The sequence below is a fragment of the Providencia sp. genome, from assembly GCF_052096715.1.
In the GTDB taxonomy this organism is placed as follows: domain Bacteria; phylum Pseudomonadota; class Gammaproteobacteria; order Enterobacterales; family Enterobacteriaceae; genus Providencia.
The window spans coordinates 29811-52036 of the sequence record NZ_JBQDNB010000031.1 but is presented as its reverse complement, the minus strand read 5'-3'; the positions used below and the strand labels follow the sequence as shown (position 1 = coordinate 52036).

The window sequence follows — 22226 nt, the reverse complement described above, 5'->3', positions numbered from 1 at the left end:
GAGATATCCTTACTTGCCGCCTACCTACAATTCGAATGATTTAGAGTAGTGAATACTGGCTTCCCTTGAGTTATAGGAGGTGTTGGCTTCGCTTTAACTGTCTGCAATCCTAATGCGCTTCTATATGAATAGATACAGGGTCTTTAATCGTTTTAACAACAAAATTTGTTCCATTTTTGTATAGCGTGACTAGTCTTATTCTTGATGATTTGATCTCTATGTTAGAACAGTCTTTTTCTGATTTTAAGTTAATTAAATTAAAGATTTGTTTACTTAAAACATGAAAAACAGATTCTGTAATGTCTTCTAACTTATTCATTAATAATAATAAAGAACCATTATTAGGGTCTTTTAATGATAAATATTTGACTAATTCTTTAATTGGCATTGCTTGTAATTTTTCGTTATTTTCAAATGAACTATATTTTTTGATAATATTTTCTACATCCATTTTTAATAATGATGAAATATTTATTAATCCTTTAAATCCATTCTCAGCACAAAGTGAATTTGATGATGATAACTTACGAAGGCTTATTTCATTATTATCTTTCCCTGGAAGACTTATGGCTTTATATTCTGAGCTTTTAATAAGTAATTTACTAATCTCATTTTTTATATTTTCTTTGTAAATATCATCTACTATGTTATATAGCGTTGGTGCATTACTTGATAATTTATGATAAAAATCATAATGTGATATTAATTGTGGTGCCTGATTATTATCATCAGTATATTTTATTGCTAATTCATTTATGTTAGCAATAAAAGCTGTTATAGGTCTGTCACTTATATTATATAATTTAAAATCTAAACTGTTGCTTTCTTCTAATTTATTATAATTATAACATTTTGATTTAAATAAATTTGATAAATAGTCTTGAGGGGGAATTGTTCTACTTAGTTGGCCTGTTGATTTAGGTATTTTATCAAAATAACTGGCTGGTGGATTAAATATTTCATTGAGGTTACTTATTTTAGAGTGAGACTTATTTTTTAACAAAGGTGACTTTACTATATTCTGCGAAGTAACTTTATTGATTTTCACTAATTTACTTTCATTTTTTGAAAAGTTACTTTGGTTTTTAAAATCCTGAGTGGGTTGTAGCAGTTTATTTATTTTCACTTTTTTATTCCTTTATCTTATTTTTGTGATTATTTTTTTGATTATTTAAATTAACCAATGGATTTTATTATTTTCTATAGTTATCACTCTCTTTAATTTATTATTTTTTAATGAGTGATTTTAATTTTTTTTCATTATTAAATATTGCAAAAAGTAATGAAATAAATATTCACTAAAATTTATTATTATTTTTGATTGGGTCATAAATGGAAGAGAGGGCTATCTAGAGAGATAACCTTAGCTTGATGTATTCGTAATGTGAAGCCTCTCGCATTTTCGCTATTTCTTTGTTTCTACGCATGAAATCAAATGTATATACATATTATCGAGTAGAAACAGCTATCTAGTTGTTGTTGTATAACCTCCCCTTGTATTCAACCTACAAACTTGGTGTAAGAATTCAAATTTAAATGTATATACTTTGTGAATTAAATGTATATATATTTAAATGAGAAATGAATGATTGTGATGGATTGATAGCGGTAAGCTAACAATGAATTTCAGTAACCAGATGAATTATATGTAAATAATTAATTTAATGGCTCAGTTTGAAAATTAAGAAAAATGAGTTCACTCATGATTTCACTGTAAGTTGTTAAGTTAAAGTTAAATCAATTAAGCGATAGGGAATAGACTCATGTTAAACCGTACAGATCCAACTCGTGTTATTCGTGCCCCACGAGGTAGTGAAAAAACCTGCAAAAGTTGGCTAACAGAAGCGGTGTATCGCATGTTACAAAATAACTTAGATCCTGATGTGGCAGAACATCCTCAAAGCTTAGTCGTTTATGGTGGGATAGGCCGTGCCGCACGTGATTGGGAATGTTATGACAAAATTCTAGAAGTGCTCACGACACTTGAAGATGACCAAACATTGCTAGTTCAGTCAGGTAAACCTGTCGGTGTTTTCCCAACTCATGTTGATGCGCCACGCGTATTGATCGCTAATTCCAATATCGTACCTCATTGGGCTTATTGGGATCATTTTAATGAATTAGACCGTAAAGGTTTGATGATGTATGGGCAGATGACAGCAGGCTCATGGATTTACATCGGCTCTCAAGGCATTGTCCAAGGGACTTATGAAACCTTTATTTCTTTAGCTAAACAACATTTTAATGGCAATCCTGCGGGTCGTTGGATTTTAACTGGTGGGCTTGGTGGTATGGGCGGTGCGCAGCCATTAGCTGCAACAATGGCAGGTTTTAGCATGATTGCCGTTGAATGTGATGAGAGCCGGATTGATTTTCGTTTGAGAACTCGTTATGTCGATAAAAAAGCGACTTCTCTAGATGAAGCTTTGCAATATATCGAAGAAGCGAAAGCGAATGGCGTTCCTGTTTCTGTTGGTTTACTTGGTAATGCCGCAGATATTTATAGCGAAATGGTGAAACGTAATATCACGCCAGATTCGGTTACAGATCAAACAAGTGCTCATGACCCAATACATGGCTATTTACCTCAAGGTTGGACACTCGCTCAATGGCGTGAGAAACAACAAACTGCACCCGCTGAAGTAACTAAAGCGGCGAAAAAAAGTATGGCGGTACAGGTAGAAGCCATGCTGCAAATGCAAAAACGTGGATCAGCTGCTTTTGACTATGGCAACAATATTCGCCAAATGGCAAAAGATGAAGGCGTAAGTAATGCATTTGATTTTCCAGGTTTCGTTCCAGCTTATATCCGACCTCTTTTTTGTGAAGGTATTGGTCCATTCCGTTGGGTGGCATTATCGGGTGATCCTGAAGATATCTATAAAACAGATCAAAAAGTTAAAGAGCTGCTGCCGGATGATAAACATCTACATAATTGGTTAGATATGGCGCGAGAGCGCATCGCATTCCAAGGCTTACCTGCACGTATTTGCTGGGTAGGGCTTAAAGATAGGGAAAGACTCGGTCGAGCATTTAATGAAATGGTTAAAACTGGCGAGCTTAAAGGACCAATTGTGATCGGGCGTGATCACTTGGACTCCGGTTCAGTAGCAAGTCCTCATCGTGAAACCGAATCAATGAAAGATGGCTCAGATGCTGTCTCTGACTGGCCATTATTGAATGCCTTATTGAATACCGCAGGTGGCGCAACATGGGTTAGCTTACACCATGGCGGAGGTGTGGGAATGGGCTTTTCACAGCATGCCGGAGTGGTGATTGTCTGTGATGGAACTGATGCGGCAGATAAACGGTTAGCACGAGTGCTACATAACGACCCTGCAACAGGGGTGATGCGCCATGCTGACGCAGGTTATGACATAGCAATTAAATGTGCGAAAGAGCAAGGCCTTAATTTGCCAATGGTGAAGTAATGTCGATTGCCAAACCATTTTTTGGGGCGGCAAATTTCCTGAAGATATAAGGAATTCAGTATGAATACTGCGTCAACTCAAAAAAGGACAGGGCCCCTTGCTGGGATTAAAGTCATTGATTTAAGCCGCGTACTTGCTGGCCCTTATTGTACAGGCATGATGGCAGATCTTGGTGCTGAAGTGATTAAAATTGAAGTGCCAAATCAAGGTGATGATAGTCGTCATTTAGGACCTTTTATTAATGGCGAGAGCGTTTATTACGGTCTGATCAACAGAGGGAAGCGCAGTATTGAGTTAGATCTAAAATCAGATGCCGATCGCGCCATTCTTTTTCAATTAGTAAAAGACAGTGATGTGGTGGTTGAAAATTTTCGTCCAGGTGTTACAGCACGGCTTGGCATCGATTTTGACAGCTTAAAACAGCATAACCCTAAGTTAGTCTACGCCAGTATTTCTGGTTTTGGTCAGGATAGTCCGTTAGCAAGTTACCCTGCTTATGACATTGTTGCTCAAGCCATGTCTGGCTTGATGAGCGTGACAGGTTTTCCACAAACGGGGCCAACGCGTAGCGGTGAATCTATTGGTGATGTTTGCGCAGGTATGTTTGCTTCATGGGCGATCAGCAGTGCGCTATTTGCGAGGGAACGTCATGGGGAAAGTGCACAATATATTGATGTTGCGATGGTTGATGTATTGCTAAGTATGCAACTTACTGGGCTTTCAAACTTATTTGCCAATGATAAAGCCCCAAGCTTAGTGGGTAATCGCCACCCTGTATCGACGCCATTTGATACTTATCAGGCCGATGATGGTTTAGTGGTAATTGCGATTGCGAGTGAAAAGCTATTTCAACGTTTTTGCCAATGTATAGGAAAACCGGATTTGTCGAGTGACCCTCGCTATCTTGACGACCCGACGCGAACGATTTATCAGGCAGAACTGAGACAAGAAATTGAATGTTGGACTGGGCAACGAAGTGTTGAAGATGTGTGCGACCTATTGCTTAATGCAGGGGTTCCAGCCTCACCTATTCATAACTTACAGCAAGCAACCCAGAGTGAACACGCAAAGGTTCGCCAAGTTCTGACACATCTAAGCGATGGCGGCACACCTTTGGTTTCTCAGCCAGTTTTCTTTAATGGGTATAAGCCGCATTCGACTCAACGAGCACCTGTATTAGGTGAAGCTAATGATATTTATAAACCGATAAAAACGACAACAAAAAGCGTGGAGACAATACGATGAGCTTTGAAATTAATGAGACAGAACAAGCCATTGTCGATGCAGTTGAAAAAGTGTGTCGCGATATTTTACAGCCTAATGCACAACGTTATGATGAAACAGAAACTTTTTGTGCCGAGAGCTTAGCTGCCCTTGGTGAAATGGGATGTTGGGGAATTAATTTACCGGAACAATATGGTGGTTTTGGTATTGGGAGTGTAGCAATGAGCCGAGTGGTCGAAGGCGTTGCTGCGGCTTGTGCTTCAACATCATCTGCATTAACGGCGCATTTTCTTGCGACTGATTCTATTTTAATTGGTGGGACCGAGCAGCAAAAAGCGCATTGGTTACCGAAAGCGGCAAGTGGTGAAGTTTTAGGGGCTTTTGGCCTGACAGAGCCTGCGGCAGGTTCGAATCCGGCAGATATGCGAACGACGGCAACCCGTGAAAATGGCGGTTGGCGTATTAAAGGTAATAAGCATTATATTACCAATGCGAAAGAAGCGGATTTTATTGTGTTGTATGCCAAAACAGATCCTGAGGCTGGGGCTCGAGGCATCAGTGCTTTCATGATCCCAAAAGGGACGGAAGGAGTGGCATTTTCGCAACCGGAAAAAACCATGGGGTTACGAGGAAGCACTATTTATGAGTTAGCGATTAACTGCTGGCTACCTGAATCGGGTCTTTTAGGTGAAGAAAATAAAGGTTTTCATACGGCAATGGAAGTTTTGGATAAAGGTCGTGTTGAAGTTGCGGCAACCTCATTGGGGATTGCGCGAGCAGCCATGGAAAGCGCATTAGGTTGGGTTAAGGAACGTCAAATTGGTAAAAAACCGTTGGCTGCCTATCAAGGAACTCAATGGCGAATTGCTGATATGCATACACAACTCGAAGCAGCAAGAATGCTGACTTGGCATGCGGCGCAGTTGCGTGATTCAGGCAATCGCTTTAGTTTACAATCGGCCACGGCAAAACTGTTTGCGGCTGAGTGTGCAGGGTTTGTTACTGATGCGGCATTACAACTTCATGGCGGTTATGGCTACATTCGCGATTTACCTTTAGAGCGCTATGTACGTGACGCTAGAATTTTACGTATTTTTGAAGGTACCTCAGAAATTCAAAAAATCATTATTTCTCGCGCTGTTCTAGATGCGGTTTGATAATTTAAAAGAGAAAAGTTAGACCTCGGTAGGCGGGACAGGCGACTACCGATTATTAAGCAAAATTAGCTAGTCACAGGATCATGGAATTAAAACACAACAACAATCAGGTTTAAGAATGTATTTCAATTATTAATGACGGGTAGACAAAAGATAAAACATCGCCCTAAATAATATTTAATGACGGTATTTGACAAATACGCATTATGACTAATTGATTCATTCTTTAGGCCAGCCCTTGCTTAAAGAGGAGTTACCATGACAGTTTCAAACGAAATAAACGTAGAAAAGAAAAGCAAACAGGAAAACGTTCCATTAATTGAAGCTCGCTCTATCGACTATATCCCTGAATCAGAACGTCATGGTACGTTATCGAGTCAATTCACGCTTTGGTTTGGTGCTAATTTACAGATAACCGCAATTGTGACTGGGGCGCTTGCTGTTGTGCTCGGTGGTGATGTGTTCTGGTCGCTAATAGGCTTATTTATCGGCCAGTTATTAGGTGGTGCGGTGATGGCTTTACATGCTGTTCAAGGGCCTAAACTTGGCTTACCGCAAATGATATCCAGCCGTGTTCAATTTGGTGTGTATGGCGCTGTTATTCCTATCCTATTAGTTTGTATGATGTATGTCGGATTTTCGGCAAGTGGTACTGTATTAGCAGGCCAAGCGGTTGGTCAGCTATTACATATTAGCGATTGGATGGGAATATTAATATTCGGTGCGGTAATTATTGGTATAACCATCTGCGGTTATCGGATCATTCATATATTAGGGAAGGTCGCGAGTGTAATTGGCGTTATTGCTTTCTTTTACTTATTTTTCCGTTTGTTCTATATGAATGATGTTTCTGTTTTATTGGATAATCGTCATTTTGATTGGACTAATTTCTTATTAGCGATGTCGTTATCGGCTTCTTGGCAAATCGCCTTTGGGCCTTATGTCGCAGACTATTCACGTTATTTACCGACCAAAACACCGACAATCAAAGCGTTTTTAGCTGTCGGTTCAGGCACCGTTATTGGCACGCAAGCTTCAATGATCTTGGGCGTATTCGCAGCGGCATTAGCTGGCAACAAATTTGCGGGCAATGAAGTTTCTTATATTGTCGGTTTAGGTAGCACAGGTCTAATTGCCGCATTATTGTATATCAGTATTTTCTTTGGAAAGGTCACCATAACGGCGTTGAATGCTTATGGTAGCTTCATGTCTATGGCGGCAATTTGGTGTGGTTTTCGTGGAAAAAACCAAATAACCCGTGGTCAACGACTGTTTTTTATTATCTTAATGGTGAGTTTCTCAACCCTTTTAGGCCTTGCTGGGCAGCATTCATTTCTAAAATTATTCTCTGCATTTTTATTGTTCTTACTGGCTTTCTTTACGCCTTGGAGTGCAATTAATTTAGTCGATTACTATTGGGTGACTAAAGGACGCTACGATGTACCTGAACTCGCTAATCCAGAAGGGCGTTATGGTCGTTGGAACAAAGTTGGGATCACCACATACGTTATTGGTGTATTAATTCAATTACCTTTTATCTCAACGGGATTCTATACCGGTCCACTCGTGGAGGCATTAGGTGGTGTTGATATTTCATGGATTATTGGCTTAGTGGCGACCAGTGTTATTTATTATGTCGCAATCAAAAAATGGCCAACATCCGTTGCCGATAGGTTGATATTGCCCACGGAGAAATAAGCGTTTTTAAGTGCTGAGCCATAGTCTTAAAGCGTAGATCTAAATAAAAAATAAGAGAGCAATAGCAGTGAATTAATCACTGCTAAGGCTTCCTTCAACTCAAAAATACGTTCAAAGAAATTGAAAGTTATTCAGATAAATAGTGATAGGAGCCGTTATGAAAATCTTAATCGCAGTGAAGCGAGTTATTGACCACAACGTAAAAATTAGAGTGAAAGCAGACGGTTCTGGAGTAGAGCTTACTAATGTCAAAATGGCTATTAATCCATTCGATGAAATCGCAGTGGAAGAAGCGGTACGTTTGAAAGAAGCTGGAAAAGCGAGTGAAGTGGTAGTGGTTTCTATTGGCGAGATAAGTTCTCAAGAGATCTTACGTAGTGCAATGGCACTCGGCGCAGATAGCGCTATTTTGCTGCAAAGGCCTGCGGATATGATATTAGAGCCGTTGGATATTGCTCGCTTATTACAACAAGTAGTTATTCGTGAGCAGCCAGATCTTATTTTGCTAGGCAAACAAGCAATTGATGATGATTGCAATCAAACAGGACAAATGCTGTCAGCGCTACTTGAATACCCTCAAGGAACTTTTGCATCACAAATTATTATTGAAGATGGCTTAATTCATGTTACTCGTGAAATTGACGGTGGGCTAGAAACGCTTTCTATGCCACTTCCAGCTATTGTTACAACCGATTTACGCCTCAATGTACCACGCTATGCAACATTGCCTAATATTATGAAAGCCAAGAAAAAGCCATTAGAAATCATGAATATCGTCGAGATGGATTTCTCACCTTTGGGCCAAGTTAAGACTATCAACGTTTCTGAACCTAAAAAGCGCAGCGGGCAATGCACCTTATTGAATAATGCAACAGCATTGGTCAGTGAGCTTAAAGCGAAAGAAGTGATTTAATCAAGGAGCCTTACCATGAGTCAGTTATCAGTCTTAGTTATTGTTGAACATGATAATCAAACAATTAAATCATCAACTTATCATAGTATCACTGCGGCACGTGAAATCCTCTCAATAGGGGGTAGCTTACATCTTCTGGTTGTGGGTAGCCAAACAGCAGCGGTGGCTGAACTGGGTAGTGTAATTGATGGTGTTGAGAAAGTTATCACCATTGAAGAGGCGGTATTGGAATCTCAGCTTGCAGAACCCATGACGCGTGCGATTGTTGCCGTTGCGCAGAATTATAGCCATTTGTTATTTCCTGCGACCACATTTGGCAAAAATATAGCGCCACGCGTAGCGGCAACCTTAGGTATTTCTCAGATATCAGATATTACTCAAGTTATCGATGCTGAAACTTTTATTCGACCTATTTATGCAGGTAATGCATTAGCGACAGTACAAAATAATGGCAATCAAGTCGTTATCACTGTGCGGAGTTCTGCGTTTTCAGGAGTGACGGAAATACAAGATAGCGCGCCAATTGAAACGATTATCGTGAATGATATCAGCCAACTTTCACAGTTAAAAAGCCAGTCTTTAACGCAGGTTGCCCGTGCAGAGTTAAGCTCTGCAAAAATAGTGATATCCGGTGGGCGTGGGCTTAGTTCTGGGGAAAACTTTGTATTATTGGAAGCTATTGCTGACAAATTGGGCGCCGCAGTTGGCGCTTCAAGAGCTGCGGTTGATGCAGGTTATGTACCGAATGATTATCAAGTCGGACAAACAGGGAAAATTGTTGCTCCAGATTTATATATCGCCGTCGGTATTTCAGGGGCGATACAACATGTGGCGGGAATGAAAGAAAGTAAAGTGATCGTTGCCATCAATAGTGATCCTGAAGCGCCTATTTTCCAAGTCGCAGATTACGGTATTGTCGGCGATCTATTTGAAATTTTACCTGAATTTGACCAAGCGTTAGCGTAGGAGGGGCTCATGACTATCGACAATAGCGTAAATATAAATGTGACGCCTGAGCGGGAATCGATGGAATTTGATGTCTTGATTGTCGGTGGTGGACCCGCAGGATTATCTGCAGCAATTCGTTTAAAACAGCTCGCCATTGAGCGGGAAATCGCGCTCTCGGTGTGTTTAATTGATAAAGGAGCTGAAATAGGCGCGCATATTTTATCAGGTGCAGTTATTGATCCTCGTGCATTAAATGAATTATTACCTGACTGGCAGCAGAAAGTAACTGCTGATTTAACACCAGTGAGCAGCGATCGATTTCTCTGGCTAAAAGAACATAAAGCAAGCAATTTACCGTTATCATTACTGCCTACTTGCTTAAAAAATAGCGGTAATTTAATTGGCAGCCTTGGGCAGATTTGCGCTGCTTTAGCGGCAGAAGCTGAAGGGCTTGGTGTTGATATTTTTGCCGGTTTTGTCGCGACACAAATTTTATTTGGTGAATCAGGTCAAGTAAGTGGTATTACAACAGGTGACATGGGGTTGGATAAAGCAGGAAATCCTACTGCGGCTTATCAACCAGGTATGAATCTAATCGCGAAAATGACCTTTTTTGCTGAAGGTTGCCGTGGGCAATTAGGTAAGCAGCTTATTGACCATTTTGATTTAGCTGAAAATAGTGGAAAACAAACTTACGGACTAGGGTTAAAAGAGATTTGGCAGATCCCAAAAGAGCAACATCAACCTGGGTTAGTTGTTCATTCGGTTGGTTGGCCTCTCGATAATCAAACCTATGGTGGTGGTTTTGCTTATCATTATGGTGACAACTTAGTAGCGATCGGATTAGTTGTTGGGCTGAATTATGAAAATCCATATTTATCGCCTTTTGAAGAATTTCAGCGTTTAAAAACACATCCTTCATTTAGTGCTTTTTTAGAGGGTGGAGAACGATTGAGCTATGGCGCTAGAACGATGGTAGCGGGTGGGTTATCAGCATTGCCAGAATTAACCTTTCCAGGTGGCGTATTAATTGGGGATGACGCGGGATTTCTTAATGCTGCTCGTATTAAAGGAAGTCACTGTGCGGTTAAAAGTGGTTCGTTAGCCGCTGAGGCATTATTTGATCCCTTAAGCCATGAATTAGTGAATGACGAGTTATTTAAAATTCAGTTTAAGAATAAATTTGAACAAAGCTGGCTTTATGATGAGTTATACCAAACACGTAATTTTAAGCCTTATATGAAAAAAGGCTTGGTTATCGGCTCGATGTTATTTGGTACGGAACAATTACTTTTAAAAGGGCGTGCGCCTTGGACGCTTAAATTAAAACACGAGGATCATGAAAGTCTCAAAGAAGCAAAAAATTGCCAGCCGATTGTCTATCCAAAACCCGATGGCACGCTGACCTTTGATCGATCTTCATCAGTGTTTTTATCAAATACTCACCATGAAGAACAACAACCTTGTCATTTGAAATTAAAAGATCTCACGGTTCCAATTAAGGTGAATTTAACAAAGTATGGGGCACCGGAAACGCGTTATTGTCCTGCGGGAGTGTATGAAATTATTAGCGAAAAAGAACAAGATAAATTACAGATAAACGCTCAAAACTGTCTGCATTGTAAGGCTTGCGATATTAAAGATCCTTCGAGAAATATTACTTGGACCGCGCCACAAGGTGGGGAAGGTCCTATTTATCAAGGAATGTAAAATTTATTTGTTGTGATGTTTACCCATGATATTTGAAATTACTAGACTGTTAGTTATTCAAGTTGGTTCAAATGATATCGTTATTCATTAGGGGCGATTTTCAACTAGCTGAATGTAATTTAACGTATTTCTGGGATTAATGTGCTTGATGTGTTTTGTATTTATTAGTCGGTTTGGGGCGAATATGCCCCATTTTTTTAGTTAATTTTCAATGCGAGAATGGAGTTTTAACTTATAACGAGAGCCTGCTGTAATCATATTTACATAGCTAATTAATGTTGTACCTGTCCAAGTTCGGCGGCTAAGTTGCAAGCAAGGAGAGCTTTCTTTGATTGACAGTGACTGAGCTATTGTTTTGGTCGCCAATGTTGCTTCTATTGTATGTTCCATTTCACTTACGGGAAAATGGCGCTGTAAAAAACCGCTCGGTGTTTCGTTATTGCCAAACTGTTGTTTTACAAAATCAGGAGCAATAGAATGGTTTACAAAGCGTTCTTCAAGCATTAATGGGATATCATTTTCGAAATGAAGTACTTTACAGTAGCCAACATCGCTACCTTCGATAATACCGAGCTGCAAAGCGATTTCAGTTGTTGCAGAAATAACTTTAAGTTGTAATTGTTGACCACTATATTTATTACCACTCATTGATATTTCATCAAAAATATCAAAAGCTTTAGTGACGGGTAGTTCATGCTTTTGTGTCGCGACAAATGTACCTTTTCCTGCAATTCGATTTAAAATTCCTTTTTGGCCTAATTCTGAAATAGCTTTATTAACAGTCATGCGACTGACATTGAATTGTGCACAAAGCTCAAGTTCTGTAGGGATCTGGGTTTCAGGTTTAAAAATACCAAGATCAATACTACGTAAAATGTAAGACTGAATTTGTTTGTATGCAGGTTGTGAAGTCATCGTTTTTATTCAACATTACGTTAAAAAGCGTGTTAAAAAGATTTAGTGGCATTTTTGGGTTGTCATCTATACTGACCGCAAGTTTATCAGTAATCATTTTCTTTACTAGTAGGTAATTGTATTTATCACAAGAAAGTTTATTTTTACTTATTTGTTTTATTTTCAAATAGTTTGAAAATGTGTTGAGTCGTTTATTGTAATGGAATTCCTATTTGTACTATATACCTTTATTTATTATTATAATGTTAATTTTACTTAGTAAATTGGCGATGATGGGTAGGTACTCAGTATTATCTAGTTATTTTAATTCGATGTGATTAGTTAAATACGATCTAAATATTAATATTTAAAGGCAGAACAAGAACCTTTAAACGTTAATTTCTATAAGTATAGTCACATTTATTATCAAGTGTAATCGACACTGAAATAATATGATGGAAAAAATAGGATAGTATTAAACCTATCCTATTTTAGTAATGTTTTTTGTATAATTTTATTGGCGTTTTTTGGGTAATAAAATTACCGCAGTTGCTGCAATAACGGCAACAACCGCGAATGCGATAAAGTTCCAGCTCGTGGCGATACCTAAACTTGCAATATAAGCGCCAAATATTGGGCCGGTCATGGCTCCTATACGAGAAAAACTTAATGCCCAACCCGTTGCAGAAGCTCTTGCATTTGATGGATAGTAATTTGCAATATAGCCAGTCAGTATTAAGGCCGCAGAAATACTGCCGACACCAGCAAAAGCAACTAATACATAGTTCATATAGATATTTTGTTTAAAGGCTAAGCAACCAACCCCTATTGCGCCGAGTAAAAAGAAAAATGCGACAGAATTACGCACACCATATCTATCTGCAATTTTTCCTAGGAATAATCCACCTAATGCAGAAGCTAAGCTAAACACGATTAAAAATGTCAGACTTGAACCTAGGTTATAGCCTTCTTTTCTCATAATTGATGGTAGCCAAGTATTTAATCCATAGACTAACAACATGCCACAGAATAATGCTATCCAAAAACAGGCGGTTGCCCGTAAATGCTTTTTAGCAAATACCACTGCTATAATTTCTTTTACACTTTGTGATTTTTGTTGCTGTTGTTCTGGTGATGCCTGATAGTTAATTTCTAATTTATGGGCTAATTGTTCGGCTTGGGTATGCAAACCTTTATGGGATAAATACTCTAAAGATTCAGGCAAAATACGTGCCATTGGCCAGATGAGTAATAATGGTAATGCACCAAAAGCAATAACACTTCTCCAGCCAAATTGCTCTAATAACCACATAGCGACTAACGCGGCGCTTAAAATACCTAATGAATAACCTGAATACATGATGCCATAATTGAACGAGCGTTTCTCTGGGGGAGAATACTCGATTGTCAGTGCTGCGGCGACTGGAATAACACCGCCTAAACCAATACCGCCGATGAAACGCATTAACCCAAAAACCCAAGGCGTTGGTGCTAATGCCGCGCCAATCATCGTTAAAGAAAATAAAGCGACACAGGCTAGTAACATGCGGCGTCTGCCATATAATTCACTTAATGTACCAATAATGAAGGCGCCGAAGAACATGCCAACTAGGGCATAGCTACTTAATACACCCAACTCTAAAGGAGAGAGACTCCACTGTTTATACTCAGCAAGTGTTGGGAGTACAGCGCCCATAACACCAACGTCGTAGCCTTCAAATAAAATACTCATCCAGCAAATTAATAGTACTTTTGATGTTGTTTTTGTTGATCTAAATGATTTTACAGCGATAGTTTGTATTGTCATAAATCGTTCTCTTATCGTGAGCGTTTAATACCTTTTTAAACTGCAGGCGGTGTTTTTTTAATAGGTTCAAAATGGCATGTTCTACACTTAACTTTAATTGAGAAAAGTACAATCACTTATGTTAATGAAAAGTTAAAATGATGCAGTAAATGGATATTGTATGCATTAAATCTGATATGCTTTATGTTAAAGCTCGGGGTGACGAGAAAATATTCTGAGGAAATTTAGTTCACTTATTTTTAAGCTTCAATGAATTATTGATTGTATATGATGATTTGAAGTCTAACTTTTGTGTGAAACACATGTTGATATTTACCCTTTAATTTTAGGTATTCATATGAAAAATAGATTATTGCTGGTAGTTGGGTCGCAGCTGTATTGTTACTAGTCTTAAGCATGGCTAAAACAGTTTCTGAGCTTAAGTCACCAGAAAAATGTGCTGTGTGACAAGTATTTGTGTGTTAGTGACAAGAAGAGGGTATCGATTGAGCTGATATAAAAATACTTAGGCAAAAAATAAGCGGCTCGTATTCAGAAAGAAGGTGATTTTGATAAAACTAAAATAATGTTCTAGAACGGTATTTTCTGTGATACGAAAGAACGAAAATGTCATGTTGACCGATATTTTGATAACGGGCAAAGAAGTTTAGTATATAAAATATATACAGAGAAACTATTTAGCCAGTAATTAATATATACATTAAACTAATAAAGTATTATATATTCCTTTTGAATATAAAGTGTTTTATGTTTTCATTATGGTTAATTTAAAATTTAATTTTCTCTCCTAAGTGGAATCGAAGTAATTTAATATTATTTTTTTAAAATCATTTCTCACTTTGTTTTTATTTTAACGATTAATTTAAATACTATTGGTCATTGTAAATGAAAACACTTTGTTAAACAATTAGTAAACCTTGGTTATTGTGCGATTAAATAATGGGAACTAGTAATTAAAAATTGGCTATATTTCTTAATTACAATGGAAATGAGTAAACTTAGCTAGACCCTAATTTGTATTTGATGCAAAATATGTTTGTACTAAGTTATTAGTTAAAATAAATAAATTTAATTGAGAATGCTAAATGAATATATCAAAAATCAGTATAGTATCTGTTTTTATTGCAGGTGCATTACTTAGTGGTTGCGCTAAAGAATCTTCTCGTTCACTCGAAGTCGAAAAAGTGGCTTCATATAAGACTAATTATTCAGGCCCTAAAAGCCCAATATCAATCGGGAAATTTGATAATCGTTCTAGTTATATGAATGGTATTTTTTCTGATGGGGTTGATCGTTTAGGTAACCAATCAAAAACAATTTTAATGACGCATTTACAACAAACAGGTCGATTTAATGTTTTAGATCGCGCCAATATGCAGGAATTAAAAGAAGAAGCGGGTATTAAAGGTCAAACGCAACAACTTAAAGGTGCGACTTATGTCATCACTGGTGATGTTACTGAGTTTGGCCGTAAAGAAGTTGGTGATCGTCAATTATTTGGCATTTTAGGTCGTGGTAAATCACAAATAGCTTATGCAAAAGTTAATTTAAATGTTGTTAATGTACAAACATCTGAAGTTGTATTCTCCTCACAAGGTGCAGGTGAATATGAATTATCAAATAGAGAAGTTATTGGTTTCGGTGGAACTGCAAGTTATGACTCTACATTAAATGGTAAAGTTTTAGACTTAGCAATTAGAGAAGCGGTAAATAATTTAGTTTCTGGTGTTGAAAGCGGTGCATGGCAGCCAGCGAAATAAGGGAATATGATGAAAACAAAATTACTACTAATTATTGCAGGGGCTATTTTATTAAATGGTTGTGCTAAAGAACCGAAACCTTTGTATAACTGGGATGGTTATCAAACAACGGTATATCAATATTATCAACAAACAGAAACAAGCCCATCCGAGCAAATTGAAGCATTGAAGAAAAATATTGAGATAAGTAAAGCTAAAGGGCTTGCTGTTGCACCAGGATTACATGCGCATATGGGGTTATTATATTCGACTACTGGTGCCATTGATTTAGCAATGACTGAATTCAATACAGAAAAAGCGTTATATCCAGAATCTGCAGCTTACATGGATTTTCTAATGAAAAATAAAGGGAAAATAAAATGAAACGCGTATTGATAGTCAGTGCTTTGATTATGACGTGGTTATTAACTGGCTGCGCACAGCCAACTAAAGTTGATTACAGTGCGTTTAATCAAAGTAAACCTAAAAGTATATTGGTGTTATTACCTCAAAATAGCACACCTGAAGTACAAGCAAGTCATGGTCTATTAGCTCAAACAACACTGCCGTTAGCGGAAGCAGGCTATTATGTTTTCCCTGTTGCTGTAGTTGAAGAAACGTTTAAGCAAAACGGCATGGCAAATGCAGGCGATATACAAGCGGTTCCACCAAAAAAATTGCATGAAATTTTTGGTGCTGATGCTGTACTGTATTTAGATATTACCGAATATGGAACAAGCTATCAGGTTATTGCGAGTGATACTCGGGTCACTGCAAATGCCAAGCTTGTCGATGCTCGTACAGGGACGTTACTGTGGAGTGGCTCTGCAACGGCTTCAAGTACTGAAAACAATTCATCATCATCAGGTATTATAGGTGTACTTGTCTCCGCCGTTGTTAACCAGATTGCGGATACGATGACAGATAAGAGCTACGGTATTGCTGGCATAACAAGTGCCCGATTATTATCTGCTGGTAAGCCTAATGGGATCTTGTATGGTCCAAGGTCACCTAAATATGGAAAAGATGCACAATAATTGTTAAATGATATCGTAAAAAATAAAGTCTCTATGGAGGCTTTATTTTTATTTAATTTGAGTTTGGTTTTGTTTTTATTAAGTTAAATTAACCTGCAAAATTAAATGATTAGTTATTTATTTTTAATATTAAATAATTATATCAATGAAAATAATTAAGTTAAAAATTAGTTTTCTTATGAATTTCAAATAAACAATAGAGACTGTGATATGAGTCAAACTGTTATAGCCGAAAATCATAATAATGTGATGCATGACTAATTACATGACAATAGTTATTAAATTAATTTCATAACTGTTATATAAACAATGGCAATGGTTGTACTAATTCCTTACTGATAGGAGTCATAGTATGTTTCTTTTAAATGAATTACTAATATCAAGGAGTTTCTTCTATATGAAGAAATGGTTCAACATTGATATTTCCCTCGCTTTCTTTTTCCCAAACAAATAATCCTCTAATTTTTTCCTGTCAAAAATTTGCTAACTTATTTTTATAAGTTCAAATTGTTATTTTTATTATTTAATGAAAAATTAAAGGTATTATCATGGCTAAAAGAATCGTAGAACCATTCCGTATTAAAATGGTAGAAAATATCCGTATTCCTTCAAGAGAAGAGCGTGAAGCTGCATTAAAAGAAGCAGGATATAACCCATTTTTATTACCAAGCAGCGCAGTCTATATTGACCTTTTAACTGACTCAGGCACGAACGCAATGAGTGACCGTCAGTGGGCTGCGATGATTACGGGTGATGAAGCGTATGCAGGCTCTCGTAATTATTATGAATTAAAAGATAAAGTTAAAGAAATGTTTGGTTATGACTATGTTATTCCCGCTCACCAAGGTCGCGGTGCGGAAAATATGTTGTTCCCAGTATTGCTGAAAGTTAAGAAAGACCAAGGCGGCGCGAAAAAGCCAGTATTTATTTCTAACTTTCATTTTGATACTACCGCTGCACACGTTGAATTAAACGGATGTAAAGCAATTAATATTGTAACTGAAAAAGCCTATGACTCAGAAACTTATGATGATTGGAAAGGCGACTTCGATATTCAGAAATTAAAAGATAATATTGCTAAACATGGTGCAGAAAACGTTGTCGCTATTATTTCTACTGTGACTTGTAATAGTGCGGGTGGCCAGCCAGTTTCAATGTCTAATTTGAAAGAAGTTTATGAAATAGCAAAACAACATAATATTTTCGTTGTTATGGACTCTGCGCGTTTTTGTGAAAACGCATACTTTATTAAAGAACGCGATCCAAAATATAAAAATTCTACAATTAAAGAAGTTATTTTTGATATGTACAAATATGCTGATGCATTGACTATGTCAGCGAAAAAAGACCCATTATTAAATATCGGTGGTTTAGTCGCGATTAAAAATAACGAAGAAATATTCACACTAGCAAGACAGCGTTGTGTGCCTATGGAAGGGTTTGTAACTTATGGCGGCCTAGCGGGTCGTGATATGGCTGCAATGGTTCAAGGATTAGAAGAAGGTGCTGGGGAAGATTATTTGCACTATCGTATTGGTCAAGTTAAATACTTGGGCGACCGTTTGCGTGAAGGTGGTATTCCAATTCAATATCCTACCGGTGGTCACGCTGTATTTGTTGACTGCAAAAAATTAGTGCCACAAATCCCAGGCGATCAATTCCCTGCACAAGCCGTCATTAATGCATTGTATTTAGAATCAGGTGTTCGTGCTGTTGAAATTGGTTCGTTCTTATTAGGTCGCGATCCAGAAACAGGTAAACAAAAATACGCAGACATGGAATTTATGCGACTCACTATCGCAAGACGTGTTTATACCAATGACCACATGGATTACATTGCAGATGCTCTGATTGGTCTTAAAGATAAGTTCGCGACACTGAAAGGACTTGATTTTGAATATGAGCCACCAGTATTGAGACACTTTACTGCGAGATTAAAACCTATTAAATAATAAGTAGTTCTTCGGGCTCCCGTGCAATGCGGGAGTCTTATCCTTATTCTTAAGGTATATAGCATGAACAATTTGGCAGCCAAGAAAGAACCCTCCATTATGGTAGGGGGTTTTGTGCTAGGCGGTGCAATGATAGGGGCAGGGATGTTTAGCTTGCCAACTATTATGGCAGGAGCTTGGTTTATTAACTCAGTTGTAATCCTATTAATTGTTTGCTTTTTTATGTTTCACTCAGGGATTTATATTTTAGAATGTATATCAAAATATGGTTCAGGAACAAATTACTTTTTTATATCAAAAGAACTATTACCTAAATGGGCCTGTTATCTTGCAAATATGGCATTAATATTTGTATTGTATATATTGATATATGCTTATATTTCTGCGGCGGGTTCAGTTATCAAAGAGGCAGCAACAATTTATGGGTATGATATTAATCTAAGACTTATATTTGTTTGTTTTACATTAATATTAGGTGCTAGTATTTGGTGGAGTGGTATTGGTGCGAGTAGATTAACGTCATTATTTTTATTCATTAAAATAGTGTTGTTTATTCTCGCATTCTCAGGGTTGTTTCTTATTGTAAAAACAGATTTATTATTAACATCCCCAGTCGAAGGTGGACAAGCTTCATTACTCCCATTTGTCTTTATTGTTATTCCCTATGCGATTACCTCTTTTGGTTATCATGGTAATGTATGTAGTCTTTATAAGCTTTATCATGAGAATGAAAGAAAGGTCGTTAAGAGTTGTATTATTGGGTGTGTATTGGCATTAGTTCTTTATTTTTTATGGATATTAGGCACCATGGGGAATCTTCCAAGGCCTGAATTTCTAAATATTATTAATAAAGGCGGTAACTTAGATGCATTTATAGAATCCCTTTATGCCGTTCTTAATAGTAAGCACATAGCAACATTCTTACTTTGGTTCTCAATTAGTGCCGTGTTTTGTTCATTCTTGGGTGTGGCAATCGGTTTATTCGATTACATCTTATCATCGTTGAACTTTAACGATAATTCATCAGGAAGAATGAAAGCAGCATTATTGTGTTTCTTACCTCCACTTGTCCTTTGCATGCTATTTCCTAATGGTTTTCTTATCGCAATTGCTTATGCAGGAATGGCTGCCTGTATCTGGGCGGTTATATGTCCAGCAGTCATGGCCTTGAAAGTAAGAGAACGATTCCCTGATGCAAAATTTAAAGTATGGGGTGGAAAAGGATTGATCTATGCAGTGATTGCTTTTGGGGTATTTGGAATTATTTGTCAATTACTTGCACAGTTTAATTTATTACCGATATACCGTTAATTTTCAAACCTTGTTATAAAAATAACTGTAAAGGCACAGTGCGGGTTTACTGTGCCTTTTTTATTGTTTTAATCATAAATGATCTCAATATTTTTTATCATCTCGTCTGCTTTCGCTGCTGCCTGTATTAGTGAATTTTCAATAGTAATGACATAACCTAGCCGGCTATAACTATCTTTAAGTTGCTTAATTTTTATTGGTGTGGGAACGAATTTAAATAATAACGGCTTATTTAATATAAATTTTGGAATGATCTTATCAATTATCCCAATACGTTTTGAGGTTAAAAATCTTATTGATGCATATTGTGCTTTATATATAAATTTTGGCCTGTATTCCATGTCGTTAACAAACAGAGATAAGTAACAATGAACCAAATCAAATCCAGTTGAAATTGAGCAAAGCTTATCAATCATACCGCCCGCGACCCTCGGATTTATCTCTATCAGCATGATTGATTTTTTATCTAATTTAAATTCAACATGTGCAACCGTATGGGATAATCCAATTTTATTAAGCCAATCTATAATGTTTTTTTTGATTTTAGAGTTTGAATCAAATTTATAGAGGAAGTCATGACCTATTTCGACAGAATATTTTCCTTCAGTGGTGTACTTTTTAGTAAATCCTAATATTTCCCATTGTGAGGTAGCTGCACACCAATATGCTTCTGCACTATACTCATTTCCATCAATAAACTCTTCAATAAGATAGCTAGAGGATAGTTTATAGCCTCGTTGGTTTGTTCTGAATGCGATAATTTCTTCAACTGCAATATTAACTTCCTCTAGGCTATGGCATATTGTTACTTTACTACTACCGCTGTCATCACAAGGTTTTACAACCAGCGGAAATTTCATTTCAGAAATATCAATCTTATCTTTAATATCGAAAACGCGATATTTAAAATCATCATTTGGGTCAAATAATATTTGTCGCGTTTTGTTTTTGTATCGACATAAAATAAGCGACTTCATATTTGGTGAGGGTAAACCGAGAGCATGGGATGCTGCTGCGGCATTGATTAATCGGTAGTCATCAAATGCGACAATTCCATTGGGGTTATAGTCTATTGCAGCATTGATAATTGTTGCAATGCAGTCGGTATTAAGTTCTACAACAAGGTCGGCATGCAGTAATGGGTTGTCAGCAATGGTATGGTAAAAATCATATTCCTTGGTAAATAGTACCGCTCTATAACCATTTTCTTGCGCTATTTTTATTGCACGAACACCTGTGCCGGAGATATTACATTCTAGAAAAATTATCGTTTTCATTACGCTTCCTGTTATATAAGTAATACTCTATGGAGAATAAAATAAGTAATATTGAAAATGTTATTAATGGTATGGTTATATGTAATTGTTCAGGGGTTGATATTATTCCTATATAGGCGCCGAGAGATTCGGCTAGTCCCCAACAGAAGATACAAATAGATAATGATATTTTTTTATTTCGAAACGGGCATTTTTCGATAGCCAAGCTGTTGTTATAAGGGCTCCAAATTAGCTCGCTTAATGTGAATAGAATAATTAATAAATACATGCTCATAGTAGATTTGAAATCAAAAAATAGAAGTAGAGTAGAGATTAATGCTAAACTGAGTTTATACATCGTTTCTTGTACGCTTGATTTCTTTTTAGCTAAATAATGGGTTACTTTTACTTGTAAAAAAATAATAATAGCAGCATTTAATGCAAATAAATGAGAAACTGAAATATAATGAATGTTTTCAGCGTAATTTGACTCAAAATGATAAGCTAAGTTTCTAAAAATTAGGCCTAACATAAAAAATGGAATTGAGCTATAACCTACAAATAAGTACCATGCTTTTAGTGTTGAAGAAGGTGTTGTATTATTTTTATCATCTTTTTTTGATATTTCCCCTTCAGTTAAGGTGAAGGCATAAATAGATGATAAAAACATTATTGCTGATGGTAATATAATAATGCCTGAATAAGATTCATTATAAGACCATTCCCCGATAATACCACCTAATGCTGATGATATATTAACAATAACATTCAATAATGAAAAATTCTTTATCCTGTCAGAGTGGTTATTATTTTCAGCCATAAATAGGCTGGCACAAACGTTTGCTATAGAAAATCCTGCGCCAATCGCAGCTGAAACGAATATGAGAAAAATATAACTAGATATGAAATAAATGCTTAAAATAGAAACAGAAGCAAGAAAGTAGGTTGTTATTAATGTTTTTTTATACCCTAGTAATTTTATTATATAGGGGGTGAATAATGAACACGCTCGGCTAATAAATAAAAATATAAATATAATGATTGCAGTCTTATCTTCTGGAATGTTTTTATAGTTCAAAAGATATAAAGAAAAAAAAAGGCAAAAAACTGTAGAATGATATGCCCGATAGAAATCGGGATGTGATTATT

17 protein-coding genes and 1 pseudogene are annotated in these 22226 nt (G+C 36.9%); 13 read left to right on the top strand and 5 right to left on the bottom strand.

The window, feature by feature from the left end:
- Positions 1 to 109: 109 nt before the first annotated feature.
- Positions 110 to 1126, bottom strand: coding sequence for a hypothetical protein (locus ACTH6U_RS18395; protein WP_441832854.1), 1017 nt, complete (start codon positions 1124 to 1126; stop codon positions 110 to 112).
- A gap of 637 nt (positions 1127 to 1763) precedes the next feature.
- On the opposite strand from ACTH6U_RS18395, the gene hutU reads away from it, so the two are divergent.
- From hutU to ACTH6U_RS18360, 7 genes are all read left to right on the top strand, one after another.
- Positions 1764 to 3431, top strand: a complete 1668-nt coding sequence (gene hutU, locus ACTH6U_RS18390) for a urocanate hydratase (protein WP_441832853.1) — start codon at positions 1764 to 1766, stop codon at positions 3429 to 3431.
- 60 nt (positions 3432 to 3491) lie between these two features.
- Complete coding sequence (locus ACTH6U_RS18385) at positions 3492 to 4676, top strand: CaiB/BaiF CoA transferase family protein (protein ID WP_441832852.1); 1185 nt, start codon at positions 3492 to 3494, stop codon at positions 4674 to 4676.
- Positions 4673 to 5812 carry an acyl-CoA dehydrogenase family protein gene (locus ACTH6U_RS18380; protein WP_336430142.1) on the top strand — a complete coding sequence of 380 codons (1140 nt, stop codon included), beginning with the start codon at positions 4673 to 4675 and terminating at the stop codon, positions 5810 to 5812. The genes ACTH6U_RS18385 and ACTH6U_RS18380 overlap by 4 nt, the downstream gene beginning before the upstream one ends.
- Positions 5813 to 6070: 258 nt before the next feature.
- Positions 6071 to 7510, top strand: coding sequence for a purine-cytosine permease family protein (locus ACTH6U_RS18375; protein ID WP_441832851.1), 1440 nt, complete (start codon positions 6071 to 6073; stop codon positions 7508 to 7510).
- A gap of 157 nt (positions 7511 to 7667) precedes the next feature.
- On the top strand, positions 7668 to 8423 hold the full coding sequence (locus ACTH6U_RS18370) for an electron transfer flavoprotein subunit beta/FixA family protein (RefSeq protein WP_441832850.1): 756 nt from the start codon (positions 7668 to 7670) through the stop codon (positions 8421 to 8423).
- Positions 8424 to 8438: 15 nt separating this feature from the next.
- Positions 8439 to 9389, top strand: a complete 951-nt coding sequence (locus tag ACTH6U_RS18365; RefSeq protein WP_441832849.1) for an electron transfer flavoprotein subunit alpha/FixB family protein — start codon at positions 8439 to 8441, stop codon at positions 9387 to 9389.
- Between the two features lie 9 nt (positions 9390 to 9398).
- Positions 9399 to 11081, top strand: a complete 1683-nt coding sequence (locus ACTH6U_RS18360) for a 4Fe-4S dicluster domain-containing protein (protein WP_441832848.1) — start codon at positions 9399 to 9401, stop codon at positions 11079 to 11081.
- A 201-nt stretch (positions 11082 to 11282) separates the two neighbouring features.
- Here ACTH6U_RS18360 and ACTH6U_RS18355 read toward each other — a convergent pair whose 3' ends face one another.
- Positions 11283 to 11996 (bottom strand): UTRA domain-containing protein, encoded by a 714-nt coding sequence (locus ACTH6U_RS18355; protein WP_294106250.1) that lies wholly within the window; start codon positions 11994 to 11996, stop codon positions 11283 to 11285.
- Positions 11997 to 12489: 493 nt separating this feature from the next.
- Entirely contained in the window at positions 12490 to 13782 is a 1293-nt protein-coding gene (locus ACTH6U_RS18350; RefSeq protein WP_441832847.1) for an MFS transporter, read from the bottom strand.
- Positions 13783 to 14362: 580 nt separating this feature from the next.
- Here ACTH6U_RS18350 and ACTH6U_RS18345 point away from each other — a divergent pair.
- The 6 genes from ACTH6U_RS18345 (at position 14363) to ACTH6U_RS18320 (ending at position 19821) form a co-directional block, all read left to right on the top strand.
- Positions 14363 to 14470 (top strand): hypothetical protein, encoded by a 108-nt coding sequence (locus ACTH6U_RS18345; protein ID WP_434719991.1) that lies wholly within the window; start codon positions 14363 to 14365, stop codon positions 14468 to 14470.
- A 397-nt stretch (positions 14471 to 14867) separates the two neighbouring features.
- Positions 14868 to 15542 (top strand): CsgG/HfaB family protein, encoded by a 675-nt coding sequence (locus ACTH6U_RS18340; protein ID WP_294106255.1) that lies wholly within the window; start codon positions 14868 to 14870, stop codon positions 15540 to 15542.
- 9 nt (positions 15543 to 15551) lie between these two features.
- Complete coding sequence (locus ACTH6U_RS18335) at positions 15552 to 15905, top strand: DUF4810 domain-containing protein (protein WP_441828836.1); 354 nt, start codon at positions 15552 to 15554, stop codon at positions 15903 to 15905.
- Positions 15902 to 16558 carry a DUF799 domain-containing protein gene (locus tag ACTH6U_RS18330; RefSeq protein WP_294106273.1) on the top strand — a complete coding sequence of 219 codons (657 nt, stop codon included), beginning with the start codon at positions 15902 to 15904 and terminating at the stop codon, positions 16556 to 16558. The genes ACTH6U_RS18335 and ACTH6U_RS18330 overlap by 4 nt, the downstream gene beginning before the upstream one ends.
- A gap of 548 nt (positions 16559 to 17106) precedes the next feature.
- Positions 17107 to 18510, top strand: coding sequence for a tryptophanase (locus tag ACTH6U_RS18325; protein ID WP_294106276.1), 1404 nt, complete (start codon positions 17107 to 17109; stop codon positions 18508 to 18510).
- Positions 18511 to 18573: 63 nt separating this feature from the next.
- Positions 18574 to 19821, top strand: coding sequence for an aromatic amino acid transporter (locus ACTH6U_RS18320; RefSeq protein ID WP_441832846.1), 1248 nt, complete (start codon positions 18574 to 18576; stop codon positions 19819 to 19821).
- 68 nt (positions 19822 to 19889) lie between these two features.
- On the opposite strand, the gene ACTH6U_RS18315 is transcribed toward ACTH6U_RS18320, so the two are convergent.
- Positions 19890 to 21098, bottom strand: a complete 1209-nt coding sequence (locus ACTH6U_RS18315) for an ATP-grasp domain-containing protein (protein WP_441832845.1) — start codon at positions 21096 to 21098, stop codon at positions 19890 to 19892.
- Positions 21070 to 22176 (bottom strand): annotated as a pseudogene (locus ACTH6U_RS18310) (MFS transporter); the annotation flags it as partial. The gene ACTH6U_RS18315 and the pseudogene ACTH6U_RS18310, both read right to left, overlap by 29 nt.
- Between the last annotated feature and the right edge of the window lie 50 nt (positions 22177 to 22226).